Here is a 17772-nt window from a genome sequence, read left to right on the forward strand (position 1 = left end):
CAGCCTAAAAGGATGTTATATGCCTGCTTTACCCTGGCCCTACCTGGCCTTCCTGTCTGTTGGCTATTGCCTGGCCCTGGCCAACGGAAAGCTGGCCTGGACCGCCGCCATCTCAATCGCACTGTTGCTACTGGCCGGCTATGCAGTCCGCCAGCGGCAGATACCGGTCGGCCGCTTTCTCGGTCACGCCCTTTTCCTCGTCCTGGCCCTGGCGCTGGCGCTGCACTGGATGCCGGGCTTTTTCAACGGGCGGGCAATCCCGGCTCATCGCCTGACCGATGACGCCGTACCGTTTGCCATGTACCTCAACCAGGATAAGCCGCTGATCGGTTTCTGGTTGCTGTTGGCGTGTCCATGGATCGTCGGCCGGCGCACGCTTGGCCTGTCGTTCCTGGCCACGGCCCTGGGCCTGGTGCTGAGCGCGATATTGGCCTTGGGCGGAGCGATCGTGCTGGGCATGATCCACTGGGCACCGAAGTGGCCGGACCTGGCCTGGATCTGGGTCGCCAACAATCTTCTACTGGTGACGGTGGTGGAGGAAGCACTCTTTCGTGGCTACATTCAAGGCAGCTTGAGTCGGCGCTTCAGCCATCTGGCCCACGGCGACAACCTGGCGCTGCTCCTGGCCTCGCTGCTGTTCGGCCTGGTACACGCCGGCGCCGGTTGGCAATGGGTGCTGCTGTCGGGCCTGGCGGGAATCGGCTACGGACTTGCCTATCGCTTTGGCGGCCTCGGCGCGGCAATTGCCACCCACTTCGGCCTTAATCTGCTTCATTTCGCCCTATTTACCTACCCGATGCTGGCGTGATACCGACGGGGAAAATAACTTCAATAAAAGCCTGACGTTGCCGACAACCTTTCAAAGCCTTGCGGATTATTCACACCATGCGTAACAACCAACCCGTCACACAACGCGAAAGGACCTTTGCGGCCCAGCAACGATTGATCTCCACCACCAATGCCAAGGGCGTGATCACCTACTGCAATGATGCATTCGTTGAAATCAGCGGGTTTTCCAAGGAAGAACTGATTGGTTCGCCCCACAACCTGGTGCGCCACCCCGACGTCCCGTCGGCCGTGTTCGCCCATATGTGGAACATCCTGAAACAAGGCTTGCCATGGATGGGCATCGTCAAGAATCGCTGCAAGAGCGGCGATCACTACTGGGTCAACGCCTACGTCACCCCTGTGTTCGAAGGTAACCAGGTGGTCGGCTACGAATCGGTCCGGGTCAAGCCCAGCGCCGAACAGATCGCCCGGGCCGAAGCCCTCTACCAACGCATCAACCAGGGCAAGTCGGCGATCCCGCACAGCGACAAGTGGGTGCCTGTGCTTCAGGACTGGCTGCCCTTCATCCTGGTCAGCCAGTTGAGCTTCGTCGTCGGGACCTTCCTCAATTCTTCCTGGGGGTTTGCCCTCGCCGCTCTGCTGTCGGTGCCCCTGGGGCTGATGGGCCTGCAATGGCAGCAACGCGGGATCAAGCGCCTGCTGCGCCTGGCCGAGCAGACCACGTCCGACCCACTGATCGCCCGGATGTACACCGACAGCCGTGGCGTCCAGGCGCGCCTGGAGATGTCGATCCTCAGCCAGGAGGCTCGCCTGAAAACCTGCCTGACCCGTCTGCAGGACACCGCCGAGCATCTCAACGATCAGGCGCAGCAGTCCAACACCCTGGCCCACAACAGCTCCAGCGGCCTGGAACGCCAGCGCGTGGAAACCGAACAGGTGGCCACGGCGGTCAACCAGATGGCCGCCACCACCCAGGAAGTTGCCAGCCACGTGCAACGCACCGCCGACGCCACCCAGGAAGCCAACCGCCTGACCGGTCGCGGACGCGACATCGCCGGGGAAACCCGCGAGGCCATCGAACGCTTGTCCGTGGTGGTCGGTGAAACCGGCCAGACCGTGACCCAACTGGCCAAGGACAGCGACGAGATCGGCGGTGTGGTGGATGTAATCAAAGGCATCGCCGACCAGACCAACCTGCTGGCCCTCAACGCCGCCATCGAAGCGGCCCGTGCCGGCGAGATGGGTCGCGGCTTTGCCGTGGTGGCCGATGAAGTCCGGCAACTGGCGCAACGCACCAGCGAATCCACCGGGCAGATCCACGCCCTGATCGCCAAGCTCCAGCAAACCGCCACCAATGCCGTGCAGACCATGGACGCCGGCCACCGCCAGGCCGAAGAAGGCGTGGCGCGGGTGATGGAAGCGGACGAAGCGCTGGTGGGCATCAGCGAAGCGGTGGCCAACATCACCGACATGACCACCCAGATCGCTGCCGCCACAGAGGAACAAAGCTCGGTGGCCGAGGAAATCAGCCGCAGCATCAGCAACATCTCGGAACTGGCCGATCAGACCTCGGGGCAGGCCCACAGCTCGGCGCTATTGAGCGAAGAACTGACCCGCACGGCCAATACCCAGTACTCGTTGGTGGAGCGGTTCAACCGCTGACAGGGGTTCACTGAATAAAAGGCCGGGAAGACAGTGCTTCCCGGTTTTTTTTGCCCATTCAAAAATGGCGTTGCGTTATAAACCGCCTTCGCGAGCAAGCCCGCTCCCACATTTGGAACGCATTCCCTGTGGGAGCGGGCTTGCTCGCGAAGAGGCCCGGCCAGACACTATCAATTACGAAGAAGAAACCCAGCCACTGCCCGCGCCGCAGCCTCCAAATGCTGCTCATGACTGAACCCCGAGGCCTTCAACGGTTTCAGATCATGATCCCCCGCCACCAACCACAGCACCTCAATGCTCGGTGATAAGGTGTAGCCCTGCACCGCCTCACGATTGCCCAACGCATCCCGCTCGCCCTGGACGATCAACGTCCGGGTCTTCAACCCGGCCAAATGTTCGACCCGCGGCTTTTCCGGCTTGCCTACCGCATAAAACGGATACCCCAGACACACCAAAGCGTCACATCCCAGCTCATCGGCCAGCAGGCTCGCCATCCGCCCGCCCATGGACTTGCCACCGATGGCCAGACGCCCAGCGACATAAGGCCGCACCAACGCGTACACCTCTCGCCAGCATTCCAGCAACCTGGGGGCGGGATTGGGTGGGCGTTTGCCACCGTCCAGGCGCCGTTGGGCCATGTAGGGAAACTCGAAGCGCAGCACGTTGACCCCATGAACAGCAAGGCGCGCAACCATTTCGTTCATGAAACCGCTGTCCATCGGCGCACCGGCACCGTGGGCAAGAATCAGAGTGGGCGCCCCGCCGCCCGCGCTCGATTGCGCGGCCGTCCACAGCCAGCCGTGTTGTGCCACGCACCGCGCCCATTGATCCCCGTCAATACTGGCCTTGTGCTGTTTGTCCATGCTTGCCTCGCTTTCAGTCTGCCTATAACTCCAGGCGAAGATGCCGCGCTGCCTTGCGCAGGCACGTTCTTCGGCTGAACCGTGGATGGGGAACCATGAACACTTCTATCAGTACCGCCTACAACTACAAGGTGGTCCGCCAATTCGCCATTATGACGGTGGTGTGGGGCATCGTCGGCATGGGGCTCGGGGTTTTTCTCGCCGCCCAATTGGTCTGGCCGCAGCTCAACTTCGATTTGCCCTGGACCAGCTTCGGTCGCCTGCGCCCGCTGCACACCAACGCGGTGATTTTCGCCTTCGGTGGCTGCGCCCTGTTCGCCAGTTCGTTCTACTCGGTACAGCGCACCTGCCAGACGCAGTTGTTTGCACCGAAAATCGCTGCGTTCTGCTTCTGGGGCTGGCAACTGGTGATTCTGCTGGCGGCCATCAGCCTGCCGCTGGGCTACACCAGCTCCAAGGAATACGCCGAGCTGGAATGGCCGATCGACATTTTGATCACCATCGTCTGGGTCGCCTACGCCATCGTGTTCTTCGGCACCGTGGCCAAGCGCAACACCAAGCACATCTACGTGGGTAACTGGTTCTTCGGCGGGTTCATCCTGACCGTGGCGATCCTGCACATCGTCAACAACCTGGAACTGCCGGTGAGCTTCACCAAGTCCTACTCGGTGTATGCCGGGGCCACGGACGCGATGGTGCAATGGTGGTACGGGCACAACGCCGTGGGCTTTTTCCTCACCGCGGGCTTTTTGGGGATGATGTACTACTTCGTGCCCAAACAAGCCGAGCGTCCGGTGTATTCCTATCGCTTGTCCATCGTGCATTTCTGGGCACTGATCACCCTGTACATCTGGGCCGGCCCTCACCACCTGCACTACACCGCATTGCCGGATTGGGCGCAGTCCCTGGGCATGGTGATGTCGCTGATCCTGCTGGCTCCCAGCTGGGGCGGCATGATCAACGGCATGATGACGCTCTCGGGCGCCTGGCACAAATTGCGCAGCGATCCGATCCTGCGGTTCCTGGTGGTGTCCCTGGCGTTCTACGGCATGTCAACCTTCGAAGGTCCGATGATGGCCATCAAGACTGTCAACGCCCTCTCCCACTACACCGACTGGACCATCGGCCACGTCCACGCCGGCGCGCTCGGCTGGGTGGCGATGATTTCCATCGGCGCGCTGTATCACATGATCCCGAAAGTCTTCGGCCGGCCGCAGATGCACAGCATCGGTTTGATCAACGCGCACTTCTGGCTCGCGACCATCGGTACCGTGCTCTACATCGCCTCGATGTGGGTCAACGGCATCGCCCAGGGCCTGATGTGGCGCGCGGTGAACGAGGACGGCACGCTCACCTACTCCTTCGTCGAAACCCTGGTGGCCAGCCACCCCGGCTTCATCGTGCGGCTGGTGGGCGGGGCGGTCTTCCTCAGCGGCATGCTGCTGATGGCCTACAACACCTGGCGCACCGTGCGGGCCTATCAGCCTGCCGAAGCCGCCGCTGCCGCGCAGATGGCTTGAGGAGTCCGCCATGAAACACGAAACAATCGAAAAAAACGTCGGTCTGCTGATGCTGCTGATGGTCCTCGCCGTGAGCATCGGCGGCCTGACCCAGATCGTACCGTTGTTCTTCCAGGACGTGACCAACAAACCGGTGGACGGCATGAAGCCCTACACCGCCCTGCAGCTGGAAGGCCGGGACATCTACATCCGCGAAGGTTGCGTCGGCTGCCATTCACAGATGATCCGCCCCTTCCGCGCCGAGACCGAGCGCTACGGCCACTACTCGGTGGCGGGCGAAAGCGTCTGGGACCACCCGTTCCTGTGGGGTTCCAAGCGCACCGGGCCGGACCTGGCCCGGGTCGGCGCGCGCTACTCCGACGACTGGCACCGCGCGCACTTGTACAACCCGCGCAACGTCGTGCCCGAGTCGAAGATGCCGGCCTACCCGTGGCTGGTGACCCAGGCGGTGGACAGCAGCCACACCGAAACCAAGCTGCGCGCCATGCGCACCCTCGGCGTGCCTTACACCGATGACGACATCGCCGGCAGCGTGGCCTCGCTCAAGGGCAAGACCGAAATGGACGCACTGGTGGCCTACCTGCAAGTGCTCGGCACTGCCATCAAGAGCAAGAGGTGAGTCCCATGTTTCTTGAAATGAGCACTGGAATGATCCGCGGCCTGGGCACGGTCGTGGTGTTCGTAGCCTTCATCGGCCTGCTCCTGTGGGCGTTCAACAGCAAGCGCGGTCCGGAATTCGCCGAGGCGCGCCTGCTGCCGTTCGCCGACGAACCACCCGCCGACATCGCCCATCCCCAAGACCCTGCAACAAGGAGTACCCGGCCATGACCACCTTCTGGAGTACGTGGATCTGCGTACTGACCCTCGGCAGCCTGATCGGCCTGACCTGGCTGTTGATCGGTACTCGCAAAGGCGAGACCAAGGGCAGCGTCGACCAGACCATGGGCCACAGCTTCGACGGCATCGAGGAGTACGACAACCCGCTGCCGCAGTGGTGGTTCCTGTTGTTCGCCGGCACCCTGGTGTTTTCCGTCGGTTACCTGGTCCTGTACCCGGGCCTGGGCAACTGGAAAGGCATCCTGCCTGGCTATGAAAACGGCTGGACCGGCGCCCATGAATGGGAAAAGGAGATGGCCAGGGCCGACGCCCGGTTCGGACCGATCTTCGCCAAATTCGCGGCGATGCCCGTGGAGGAAGTCGCCAAAGACCCACAAGCCCTGAAAATGGGCGGTCGCCTGTTCGCCTCCAACTGCTCGGTCTGCCACGGCTCGGATGCCAAGGGTGCCTTCGGCTTTCCGAACCTGACCGACAATAATTGGCGCTGGGGCGGCGCGGCCGACACCATCAAGACCACCATTATGGGGGGGCGCATGGCGGCGATGCCGGCCTGGGGTGAAATGCTGGGGGATGCCGGGGTCAAGAATGTAGCAGCGTATGTACGGCATGACTTGGCCGGCCTGCCGCTGCCAGCGGATAGCGGCGCCGACCTGGAAGCCGGCAAACAGGCATTCAGCACCACCTGCGTCGCTTGCCACGGCACCAACGGCCAAGGCACCGAAGCCATGGGCGCGCCGAACCTGACACAACCGGCGGGCTTCATCTACGGCACCAGCCTGGCCCAACTGCAACAGACCATCCGCCACGGCCGCCAAGGTCATATGCCGGCGCAGAACGAAATGCTCGGCAATGACAAGGTGCAACTGCTCGCTGCTTACGTCTATAGCCTCTCGAAAGGGAATGAGCAGTTGAGCGGCGAGCCGCAAGCTTCAAGCGTCAAGTAAAGGCAAAAGCAAGAGCTGCGAGCGACGAACACTCGCTTGCAGCTTGCAGCTCGAAACTCATAGCTGCTTCTATTTGTCGCACCCTCCCAAGGTCTTCCTTTCGGATCCCCGGAATCGGGTCTAAGCTTGCCTCTGCGTGTACTGGCGACTGCCGGTTTCAGGTCGACCCGACCCGATGTGTTCGACAAAAACGCCGTAAAGACAGGCAGATACCGGCTGTGACGACAATGGCCCGGTGTCACCCGAACGCCGTGTTTGAACACACCCCGTTACAACCGATCTGACCCCCTCGCCTCTTTCCTTCGGTGCGACACTTTGCCGAGGGCCCATTTTTGTCCCTACGCGGCGCATGGAAAGGCCGCAGAATCAGCTTTTGAAAGCATTGACCCAGGTCATGGCGCGTTGCAATGACCCCCCGCTTTCTCCATACTTGCGGCCGATTTTTATCCTAATAAAACACCCAAACCGTGGAACCTTAGAATGAGCACAGCAATCAGTCCGACTGCTTATAACTATAAGGTAGTCCGCCAGTTCGCCATCATGACGGTGGTCTGGGGGATCCTTGGCATGGGGCTCGGTGTCTTCATCGCCTCGCAACTGGTCTGGCCGGAGTTGAACTTCGATCTGCCATGGACGACGTTTGGACGCCTGCGCCCGCTGCACACCAACCTGGTGATCTTCGCCTTTGGTGGTTGTGCATTGTTTGCCACTTCCTACTACGTCGTGCAGCGAACCTGCCAGACGCGACTGATCTCCGACAGTCTCGCGGCCTTCACCTTCTGGGGTTGGCAAGCGGTCATCGTCGGCGCGATCGTGACCTTGCCAATGGGTTTGACCACCACCAAGGAATACGCGGAACTGGAGTGGCCCCTGGCTATTCTGCTGGCCATCGTCTGGGTGACCTACGGTCTGGTGTTCTTCGGCACCATCGTCAAGCGCAAGACCAAGCACATCTACGTCGGCAACTGGTTCTACGGTGCCTTCATCGTCGTGACGGCGATGCTGCACATCGTCAACCACATGTCGCTGCCGGTCAGCCTGTTCAAGTCGTACTCTGCCTATTCGGGCGCGACCGACGCGATGATCCAGTGGTGGTACGGCCACAACGCCGTGGGTTTCTTCCTGACCACCGGCTTCCTGGGCATGATGTACTACTTCGTGCCGAAACAGGCCGAGCGTCCGATCTACTCCTATCGCCTGTCCATCGTCCACTTCTGGGCGCTGATCACCCTGTACATCTGGGCCGGTCCGCACCACCTGCATTACACCGCGCTGCCGGATTGGGCGCAGTCCCTGGGCATGGCGATGTCGATCATCCTGCTGGCGCCGAGCTGGGGCGGCATGATCAACGGCATGATGACCCTGTCGGGCGCCTGGCATAAGCTGCGCACCGACCCGATCCTGCGCTTTTTAGTGGTGTCCCTGGCGTTCTACGGCATGTCGACCTTCGAAGGTCCGATGATGGCCATCAAGACCGTCAACTCCCTGAGCCACTACACAGACTGGACCATCGGTCACGTCCACGCCGGCGCGCTCGGCTGGGTGGCGATGATTTCCATCGGCGCCATCTACCACATGATCCCGAAACTGTTCGGTCGTGCGCAGATGCACAGCACCCCGCTGATCAACGCGCACTTCTGGCTCGCGACCATCGGCACCGTGCTCTACATCGCCTCGATGTGGGTCAACGGCATTACCCAGGGCCTGATGTGGCGCGCAATCAACGACGACGGCACCCTGACCTACTCGTTCGTCGAAGCGCTGCAAGCCAGCCACCCTGGCTACATCGTCCGTGCCCTGGGCGGCGCGTTCTTCGCCAGCGGCATGCTGTTCATGGCCTACAACGTGTACCGCACCGTTCGTGCTTCTGACCCGGCTGAAGCTGAAGCCGCCGCCAAGATCGCCGTAGTTGGAGCTCACTGATGAAGCACGAAGCAGTAGAGAAGAATATCGGCCTGCTGGCCTTCTTCATGGTCATCGCCGTGAGCATCGGCGGCCTGACCCAGATCGTTCCGCTGTTTTTCCAGGACGTGACCAACAAGCCGGTCGAAGGCATGAAGCCGCGTACCGCCCTTGAACTGGAAGGCCGCGACATCTACATCGCCAACGGCTGTGTCGGCTGCCACTCGCAGATGATCCGTCCGTTCCGCGCCGAGACTGAACGCTACGGCCACTACTCGGTCGCCGGCGAAAGCGTCTGGGACCACCCGTTCCTGTGGGGCTCCAAGCGTACCGGTCCGGACCTGGCCCGCGTTGGCGGTCGTTACTCCGATGACTGGCACCGTGCGCACCTGTACAACCCGCGCAACGTGGTGCCCGAGTCGAAAATGCCGGCCTACCCGTTCCTCGTGGAAAACAAGCTCGACGGCAAAGACACCGCGAAAAAAATGGAAGTCCTGCGCACCCTGGGCGTGCCTTACACCGATGAAGACATCGCCGGTGCCAAGGATGCCGTGAAGGGCAAGACCGAAATGGACGCGCTGGTGGCCTATCTGCAAGGCCTGGGCACCATCATCAAAAGCAAACGGTGATTCTTAATGGATATCGGGATGATTCGCGGCCTGGGCACCGTCGTCGTGATGGTGGCTTTTATCGGTCTGGCCCTGTGGGTGTTCAGCCCCAAGCGCAAGTCGGAGTTTGACGACGCGACCTTGCTGCCGTTCGCGGATGATCCCGAAGCCATCAAGCACGTCGAGCAAGCTTCTAGGAGTAACAAAGAATGACAACGTTCTGGAGTCTGTACGTCACAGTCCTCAGCCTGGGAACGATCTTCTCCCTGACCTGGCTGCTGCTGTCGACCCGCAAGGGCCAGCGCAGCGAGGCCACCGAAGAGACGGTTGGCCATTCCTTCGACGGTATCGAGGAATACGACAACCCGCTGCCGAAATGGTGGTTCATGCTGTTCGTGGGCACCATCGTGTTCGCCCTCGGCTACCTGGCGCTCTACCCGGGCCTGGGCAACTGGAAAGGCCTGCTGCCAGGCTATAACTACCTGGACACCGAAAAGCAGACCGCTTTCGCCAACGGCCAGACCGGCTGGACCGGCGTGCATGAGTGGGAAAAGGAAATGGCGCGCTCGGATGCCAAGTTCGGTCCGATCTTCGCCAAGTTCGCTTCCATGCCGATCGAAGAAGTGGCGAAGGATCCGCAAGCCCTGAAGATGGGCGGCCGCCTGTTCGCCTCCAACTGCTCGGTCTGCCACGGTTCCGACGCCAAGGGTGCCTACGGTTTCCCTAACCTGACCGACGCCGACTGGCGCTGGGGCGGTGAGCCGGAAACCATCAAGACCACCATCATGGGCGGTCGTCATGCCGTGATGCCGGGTTGGGCTGCCGTGGTCGGTGAGCAAGGCGTCGCCGACGTGGCGTCTTACCTGGTGACCAGTCTGCATGGTCGCAAACTGCCGGAAGGCGCCAAGGCCGATCCGGCCAATGGCCAGAAAATCTTCGCTGCCAACTGCGTGGCCTGCCACGGTCCGACAGGCCAGGGTACTCCAGCCATGGGCGCACCTAACCTGACGCACCCGGCCGCGTTCATCTACGGTTCGAGCTTCGCTCAACTGCAGCAGACCATCCGTTACGGTCGCCAGGGCCAGATGCCTGCCCAGGCCGACCTGCAAGGCAACGACAAGGTCCACCTGCTGGCCGCCTATGTCTACAGCCTGTCCCACGGCGAAAAGGCTCCGGCCGCTGACGCCCAGTAAGACAAGCGCCTGATACACCGAAGGCCCCGCCGATGATATTGGTGGGGCCTTTTTGTTTGGCCCGAAGGCTGGCCCACCTGTTGCCCTTGCATGCCCTCCATAAGGTAGTAACGTGCCTACATTCGAATTCAGCGAGGGCACTGACATGTGGCGTAGCGCTGCTCAACCCGTGGTCAAGCTGAAATAACGTTACAACGGACTCTCAATTCATCGCCAAGGAGACAGGCGCAGTGGTAGGTATCGACCCCTTCAAGCAGATGGCCGTCAAACGTCCGGGTATCCGACATGTCTGACGCGCTCTGGGCTGCCCGCCTGGGCGACGCGCTGGATCACACCTCGATGATGGCCGACATTCTCGGCGGTGTGTTGGAGGTGGCAGCCAACATCGCGATCACCGCCGTCGCCACCGCTGCCGTGGTGGCGGCCACCGGTATCACGGTCGCCACCGGCGGCCTGGGTTGCTTCCTGCTCGGCGCCGTGGTCGGCGCGGTCGTCGGCATCGCCATGAGCAAGACCGGCGCCGACAAGGGTCTGAGCAATATCTGCGAGGGCATCGGCAACGCCCTCTTTCCGCCCACGGTGCAGGCCAACATCCTCACCGGTTCCACCGACACCCTGACCAACAACATTCCCGCCGCTCGCGCCGCCGGGGCCATCGAGTCCCATGTCGCGCCGGCCGGCACCGAGCTGGAAGCGCCCGAACCCAGCTACCTGGACATGGCCGAGAGCTTCTTCTCGCAGATGTGGCGCCCCACCGTCGCCACGCCCGCCCCCGGCGCCGTGCCCAAGCCGCTGGACATGATCACCTGTATGAAGCACCCGCCGATGCCGCCGCAGTTCCTGGCCGAAGGCTCGGACAAGGTCACCATCAACGGCCAGCCCGCCGTGCGCAGCGGCGACCGCAGCACCTGCGATGGCAAGGTAGTCTCGTCCGGGCTGATTTCCCCCGACGTGACCATCGGCGGCGGCACCGTGGTGGTACGGGAGATTCGCAGCGGCAAGACGCCGGGGGTGGGGCTGGCGGTGACCGCGCTGCTGATGCTCAAGGGTGGCAAGGGCAAGTTCTTCAGCAAGCTGCCGTGCATGCTGGCCGGCGCGGCGGCATCGATGGCCGTCAGCAGCGCCATGAGTGCGGCGGCCAATGCGGCCATGGGCTCGTCGAACCCGGTGCATGCGGCCACCGGCGCTAAAGTGCTGGGCGATGTCGAGGAGATGGACTTCGTCCTGCCCGGCATCCTGCCGATCGATTGGCAACGCTTCTACAACAGCCGCGACGAGCGCCGGGACGGCCTGTTCGGCGTCGGTTGGAGCGTGCCCTACGAGGTGTGCGTCGAGATCCGGCCTCATCCCGAGGGCGGCGAGACCCTGGTCTACACCGACGAACAGGGCCGGCCCATCGACATGGGCTCGATTCCCCTGGGTGGCGCGGTGTTCAGCGCCGGCGAAGGCCTCGCCGTGCGCCGACACGTCAACGGCCAGTTACTGATCGAAAGCGACGACGGCCTGTATCGTCTGTTCGAACCAGCACCGGGGAACGCGGCTTTGCTGCGCCTGGAACAGCTCGGCGACCGCAACGACAACCGCATTCACCTCGACTACGACGAGGCCGGGCGTCTGGTACGCCTGCGCGATACCTTCGATCAGGTGCAAGTGGAGCTGACTCACGAGCGCGAGCGCGTCACCCGGATCGAACGCCTCTACCCCGATCAACAGCGCGAAGTGCTGGTCAGCTACGCCTACGACGTCGCCAACAACCTCGCCGAAGTGCGCGACGCCACCGGCCAGGTGCAACGGCGCTTCAGCTACGACGCCGGCCGGCGCATGGTGGAACATCAGTTACCCACCGGACTGCGCTGCTTCTATGACTGGGCCTTGGTCGAAAATCAGGAATGGCGCGTGGTCCGTCACTGGACCGACGAGGGCGACGCCTACCAGTTCGACTACGACCTGGCGGCCGGGACGACGCGCATCACCGACAGTTTGAATCGCACCAGCACCCGGCACTGGAACGCCCAGTATCAGATCACCCGCGCCAGCGACAACCTCGGCCAGACCTGGCTGTTCGAGTGGAACGACGAACGCCAGCTACTCGGCGCCACCGACCCGCAAGGCGGCAGCTATGCCTTCAGCTACGACGAAGCCGGCAACCTGATCAGCGAAACCGATCCATTGGGCCGCAGCAACTTCACCCTGTGGCTTGAACACTGGGCCCTGCCGCTGGTGAACACCGACGCAGCCGGCAATAGCTGGCAGTATCGCTACGACCCACGGGGCAATTGCATCGCCGAAACCGATCCGCTAGGCCACATTACCCGCTACCGCTACGACGTCCACGGCCAAGTCGTCGAGATCATCGACGCCACCGGCAAGAGCAGGAAGCTGCGCTGGAACCCGTTCGGGCAGCTCGCTGAGCACATTGACTGCTCGGGTTACCCCACCCGCTTCAGCTATGACTCGCGCGGCTATTTGCAGACCATCACCGATGCCCTCGGCGAGCGTACCCAGTTCAGCTATGACGCCCAAGGCCGGCTGCTCAGCAGCCAACTGCCGGATGGCCGTACCGAGCATTACCAGCGCGACGCCGCCGGCCAGTTGACCGGCTATACGGATCCGGCCGGACACGTCACCCTCTACCAGCACAACCGCCGCGGCCAGGTCCGCCAACGCACCGACGCCCTGGGCCGGCAGGTGCAGTTTGCGTATGACAGCTATGGACGGCTGCAGGCACTGGTCAATGAGAATGGCGAGAGCTATCGGTTTGCCTGGGATGCCGGGGATCGGTTGGTTGAACAGCGCAATCTCGACGGCAGCGTCAAGCGTTACACCTACGACGCTCTCGACCACGTAACAAGAGTCGAAACCGTCGCAGCGCTGCGAAATGATCATCAGCCCCTCGAAAAACCCATCGTCCAGCATTTGGAACGCGATGCGGTAGGTCGACTGATCACCCGATTCACACCTGACGGACAGTCGCGGTACAGCTACAGCCCGCTGAACCAATTGATCGAAGCCGTCACTGCCAATAATGATGGCGATGAACAGCGATTGGGCTTCGCTTATGACGCGTTGGGATATTTGATTGAAGAACAGAGTTCGACAGGGCTTGTGCAGCACCATTACGACGAACTCGGCAATCTCACCCAGACCCTCCTCCCTGACGGTCGCTGGATCAACCGCCTTTACTACGGCAGTGGCCACCTGCATCAGATCAATCTTGACGGCCAGGTCATCAGTGATTTCGAACGTGACCGGCTGCATCGTGAGGTGATGCGCACGCAAGGCCAAATCCACACGCATAGCGACTACGACCGTAGTGGGCGCCTACGCAGTCGCCAACGCCGCCTCGGCAGCCCTCCTTCGCCGATGGCAGCTGCCGAACAGATGCATTTTGACTTCGACCCCAGCGATCATCTTGTAGGCCGCCTCGAACGACTGCCACAAGGTCAGCAACGTCAACTGCTGCACTACGACGTGACGGGGCGAATCATTTCGAGCCAGGGAAGTCGCCAAGGACAGAATGAAACATTCTCCTTCGATGCCGCTGCCAATCTCCTCGACAGCCCCTCTGGCGCAATCGGACGGGTTGTGCACAACCAATTGCTAACTTATCAGGATAAGCGTTATCGATACGACGGCTTCGGACGAATGATAGAGAAACGCAGCCGACGGCACGGGTTGCAGCGATTCAGCTATGACTCGGATCATCGTCTGATTGAAGTTCGAACACAGAAAATCGAGGGAGAAAGCGTCGTCAGGATGCGCTATGACCCCTTAGGCCGAAGGATTGAGAAAACTGAACATGACAGCAAAGGTCAACTCATCGCTTCCACGCGCTTCGACTGGGATGGCCTGCAGTTACTAAAGGAGCAAAAAAATGGCCTGACCAGCCTGTACCTCTACGCTGATAACGGTCATGAGCCCTTGGCCAGGGTCGACGGCATCGAAGAGAGCCAACGCATTCGCCATTATCACAACGATCCCAATGGCCTGCCACACGCCTTGACGGAAAGTGACGGCCACCCGCTGTGGCATGCCCGCTATCAAGTATGGGGCAACGCTTTTGAGGAAGTGCGTGAACCGTATTACGTCGAAGAACAGAACCTTCGATTCCAGGGGCAATATCTGGATCGGGAAACTGGCCTGCACTACAACACCTTTCGCTTTTACGACCCAGACATCGGACGCTTTACCACGCCCGACCCTCTAGGGCTGACCGGCAGCCTTAATCTCTATCGCTACTCACCGAATCCATTCACCTGGATCGACCCATTGGGGTTGAAAGAAAACGAGATTATTCGCTACATGGGCGAAAGCGAAACGGTTTCCTCGAAGGCCGCCAATGGCGGTAAAGGGGGCTTGGTACCGAATATCAGGGGAGAGAAGGCGGTTTGGGTCAACCAGGACAGCAATCCAGGATTCAACCCAGGCAATGAAAAGTATCGAGTCGTCGCTACCGTCAACAATGAAGGGGTCAGCATGCTCAATAACCACAAAGACATCTCTACTGTTGACTATAAGGAGACGGGTCTGAAAGATGGCGTGCTTTCCAAAACGAATGAACCCAAAGCCAGAGGAATCGGTTTCCGGCTGTTGGACAAATTCAATAAAACCATCACGTCATTTCGTGTCGAGAAAAAAGGCCCGAATGGAAAGTGGAAGACATGCGGGTAAGGCTAAATGGACATATTCAACCTCCTCTCCTATAAGCTTGAAAACTTCCTGAACGCCCGCCCCTACCCGAAGGCGCTGGGCACCATTTTCCATGAAGAAGACGAGCCTTCACTGCTCCGGGTCATGGCCAGGAAAAGCAACGGCTCATCCTTCAGCGTGAGCCGCTGGCACGATTTGTTTTCCATAGCTGCCTTCGAAAAAGCCATGGCGAAAATCGGCTTCACTGAACCGGACTGCCATGCCCTGCTCCTGGTCCTGTCGCGCCTTGGTTATCTGCTCGAGATCGACAACCGCCAACGAACCAACAAAGACTATTTTATTTTCTTCTACTTGATCCAGTTGATCCGCTTGAAGAACAGCCCAATCGATTCCAATACGCAACTCAGAAACCACATGCTCAGGTTCCTGCTCTTCGAGTTGAGTATCGACGACGAGGTGTATCGTCGGTTCAGCATCGAGGGTCATCAATTGATGATGGGGACCGATACCTCGGGACCTGTGCCTTTTCTGGAGATCATCGACCTGGTTTACAGGACCATCAACGCGGATGCCAGGAAAGAGCATGAGCTGCTGAGTCATTTGAAAAGCTATCAGATAGCCGTTATCCGATTACTGACCGAACCTGATGCAGACGCTTGCCGCTTCAATCTCAATGATCGCCACAGCGAGCTCATGTATCCCGACCTTTTCCTGAACACCTATGCCCAGGACAGGCAGTGGATATTCAACGCTCTCATCGATACGCTCAATCCGCTCCAATCAACGGAAAACCTGTTCGTCTCGAACATGATTCTGATGAACTACTCCTTCCACATCCTGAAAAACCGGCCCCGTGAACTCCTGAAATTGAAGAAATACATCAATGATGAGGTGCTATTCGGTAAATTGCTGGAGGCCATCATCCTGCGTCGCATGAGTGTCACCAAAGCGCTGTTCGAAAAAATCCCCACGGGCCATGACCTGTCCTTGATAAATGACGGCCCAACTTCGTTCTACAACATCCTATACAGGCAGTAAAATTGCGGCGAATTTCCACTACGCCAGAATCCGCCCGCTTGTGCGCCTTAGTCATGCCGCCTATCGTAATCCCGTCCCTTCGGGGAACTGTTTCGTACACAGCCTAATAATCAATACTACAAATCGTCCGCTACGGCTGGAGGACTATACTCAACAAGTCAATTGATCTAAGTCATGACTTGTTACATCCGCTACACCATTCGCCCCTTTCGCCCAACGCGACCAAAGGTCGCACCCGTGAGCTAGAGCGACAGGCGTATCATTGCGCCATTGCAGCACCCTTTCTGACCGTGGTCGGCACGCACTGGCCCCGGCACTTTTCCACTGCCGTGGGATGCATTTGATGAGCAATCAGATTCCGGTACATGACGTCACCCCGCCTGCCAAGGACGCCAACAAGAGCGTCGACCTGTATGCCTCTCGGGAAAAAATCTACACCCGCGCCTTCACCGGTCTGTTCCGTAATCTGCGGATGGTGGGCGGAGCCTTTTTGTTCCTGCTGTACTTCGGTACCGTCTGGTTGAACTGGGGCGGTCACCAGGCCGTCTGGTGGAACCTGCCGGAACGCAAATTCTTTATTTTCGGTGCGACCTTCTGGCCCCAGGATTTCATCCTGTTGTCCGGGCTGCTGATAATTGCCGCCTTCGGCCTGTTTTTCATTACGGTCTACGCCGGACGGGTATGGTGTGGTTACACCTGCCCACAGAGCGTGTGGACCTGGATCTTCATGTGGTGCGAAAAAATCACCGAAGGCGACCGCAACCAGCGCATCAAGCTGGACAAGGCGCCCATGGGGGCGAACAAGTTCCTGCGCAAATTCGCCAAGCACAGCCTCTGGCTGCTGATCGGCTTTGTCACCGGCATGACCTTCGTCGGCTACTTCACACCAATCCGCGAACTGGTGTTCGAGTTCTTTACCGGCGAGGCCGATGGCTGGTCGTATTTCTGGGTCGGTTTCTTCACCCTCGCCACCTATGGCAACGCCGGCTGGCTGCGTGAGCAAGTGTGTATCTACATGTGCCCTTATGCCCGCTTCCAGAGCGTGATGTTCGACAAGGACACGCTGATCGTGTCCTATGACCCACGTCGTGGCGAAGGCCGTGGCCCGCGCAAGAAAGGCATCGACTACAAGGCCTTGGGCCTGGGGGATTGCATCGATTGCACCATGTGCGTCCAGGTCTGCCCCACCGGCATCGACATCCGCGACGGCCTGCAGATCGAGTGCATCGGTTGCGCCGCCTGCATCGATGCCTGCGACAACATCATGGACAAGATGGATTATCCGCGCGGCCTGATCAGCTACACCACCGAACACAACCTGTCGGGGCAGAAAACCCATAAACTGCGCCCGCGCCTGATCGGCTATGCCCTGGTGCTGCTGGCAATGATCAGCCTGCTGGTGACGGCGTTCCTCATGCGTTCGCTGGTGGGCTTCGACGTCAGCAAGGACCGCGTGCTGTTCCGCGAAAACGCCGAAGGCCGGATCGAGAACGTCTACAGCCTGAAGATCATGAACAAGGACCAGCGCGATCACACCTATGTGCTGGAGGCCACTGGCCTGCCGGACTTGAAGCTGCAAGGCCGACGGGAGATCAAGGTCGCGGCCGGCGATATCTTCAGCCAGCCGGTGGAGTTGTCCAGTGCGCCGGACCAACTGCCGTCGAGCACCAACGAGGTGACCTTCATCCTCAAGGATGCCGATGACGACAGCGTTCATGTCGAAGCCAAGAGCCGGTTCATCGGCCCACAAATTCGTTGAGAGAACT

At 60.3% G+C, this 17772-nt stretch carries 14 protein-coding genes; 13 read left to right on the top strand and 1 reads right to left on the bottom strand.

The genetic code is table 11. The features are described from left to right. The first annotated feature begins 19 nt into the window (after positions 1-19). Together FBY02_RS05135 and FBY02_RS05140 are read left to right on the top strand one after the other, a co-directional pair. Positions 20-808, top strand: a complete 789-nt coding sequence (locus tag FBY02_RS05135) for a CPBP family intramembrane glutamic endopeptidase (RefSeq protein WP_144924191.1) — start codon at positions 20-22, stop codon at positions 806-808. Positions 809-885: 77 nt separating this feature from the next. Next, positions 886-2451 (top strand): PAS domain-containing methyl-accepting chemotaxis protein, encoded by a 1566-nt coding sequence (locus FBY02_RS05140; protein WP_144924194.1) that lies wholly within the window; start codon positions 886-888, stop codon positions 2449-2451. 170 nt (positions 2452-2621) lie between these two features. Here FBY02_RS05140 and FBY02_RS05145 read toward each other — a convergent pair whose 3' ends face one another. Beyond that, positions 2622-3314, bottom strand: a complete 693-nt coding sequence (locus FBY02_RS05145; RefSeq protein WP_144924197.1) for an alpha/beta family hydrolase — start codon at positions 3312-3314, stop codon at positions 2622-2624. Positions 3315-3409: 95 nt separating this feature from the next. On the opposite strand from FBY02_RS05145, the gene ccoN (FBY02_RS05150) reads away from it, so the two are divergent. The 11 genes from ccoN (FBY02_RS05150) to ccoG all read left to right on the top strand — a co-directional run bounded on the left by ccoN (FBY02_RS05150) (position 3410) and on the right by ccoG (position 17765). Continuing rightward, a complete protein-coding gene (gene ccoN / locus FBY02_RS05150; protein ID WP_047703835.1) occupies positions 3410-4834 on the top strand; it encodes a cytochrome-c oxidase, cbb3-type subunit I in 1425 nt (474 codons plus the stop codon). Between the two features lie 10 nt (positions 4835-4844). Next, positions 4845-5453, top strand: a complete 609-nt coding sequence (gene ccoO / locus FBY02_RS05155) for a cytochrome-c oxidase, cbb3-type subunit II (protein WP_024777895.1) — start codon at positions 4845-4847, stop codon at positions 5451-5453. Between the two features lie 5 nt (positions 5454-5458). Further along, a complete protein-coding gene (locus tag FBY02_RS05160; protein WP_144924200.1) occupies positions 5459-5662 on the top strand; it encodes a cbb3-type cytochrome c oxidase subunit 3 in 204 nt (67 codons plus the stop codon). Continuing rightward, complete coding sequence (ccoP, locus tag FBY02_RS05165; RefSeq protein ID WP_144924203.1) at positions 5659-6615, top strand: cytochrome-c oxidase, cbb3-type subunit III; 957 nt, start codon at positions 5659-5661, stop codon at positions 6613-6615. Before FBY02_RS05160 ends, ccoP (FBY02_RS05165) begins: the two co-directional genes overlap by 4 nt. A gap of 480 nt (positions 6616-7095) precedes the next feature. Further along, the gene (gene ccoN, locus FBY02_RS05170; protein WP_047703838.1) at positions 7096-8538 is read left to right on the top strand and encodes a cytochrome-c oxidase, cbb3-type subunit I; all 1443 of its coding nucleotides are present in this window, start codon (positions 7096-7098) and stop codon (positions 8536-8538) included. Continuing rightward, positions 8538-9146, top strand: coding sequence for a cytochrome-c oxidase, cbb3-type subunit II (ccoO, locus tag FBY02_RS05175; protein ID WP_003199605.1), 609 nt, complete (start codon positions 8538-8540; stop codon positions 9144-9146). Before ccoN (FBY02_RS05170) ends, ccoO (FBY02_RS05175) begins: the two co-directional genes overlap by 1 nt. A 6-nt stretch (positions 9147-9152) precedes the next feature. Then, positions 9153-9338, top strand: a complete 186-nt coding sequence (locus tag FBY02_RS05180) for a CcoQ/FixQ family Cbb3-type cytochrome c oxidase assembly chaperone (protein WP_003183474.1) — start codon at positions 9153-9155, stop codon at positions 9336-9338. Beyond that, positions 9335-10318, top strand: a complete 984-nt coding sequence (gene ccoP / locus FBY02_RS05185; protein ID WP_144924206.1) for a cytochrome-c oxidase, cbb3-type subunit III — start codon at positions 9335-9337, stop codon at positions 10316-10318. Before FBY02_RS05180 ends, ccoP (FBY02_RS05185) begins: the two co-directional genes overlap by 4 nt. Before the next feature lie 285 nt (positions 10319-10603). After that, a complete protein-coding gene (locus FBY02_RS05190) occupies positions 10604-14989 on the top strand; it encodes an RHS repeat-associated core domain-containing protein (RefSeq protein ID WP_256662473.1) in 4386 nt (1461 codons plus the stop codon). 6 nt (positions 14990-14995) lie between these two features. Then, a complete protein-coding gene (locus FBY02_RS05195; protein WP_144924209.1) occupies positions 14996-16006 on the top strand; it encodes a hypothetical protein in 1011 nt (336 codons plus the stop codon). 343 nt (positions 16007-16349) lie between these two features. Then, entirely contained in the window at positions 16350-17765 is a 1416-nt protein-coding gene (gene ccoG, locus FBY02_RS05200) for a cytochrome c oxidase accessory protein CcoG (RefSeq protein ID WP_144924212.1), read from the top strand. Positions 17766-17772 lie beyond the last annotated feature (7 nt).

The sequence above is a fragment of the Pseudomonas sp. SJZ078 genome (assembly GCF_007828255.1).
In the GTDB taxonomy this organism is placed as follows: Bacteria; Pseudomonadota; Gammaproteobacteria; order Pseudomonadales; family Pseudomonadaceae; genus Aquipseudomonas.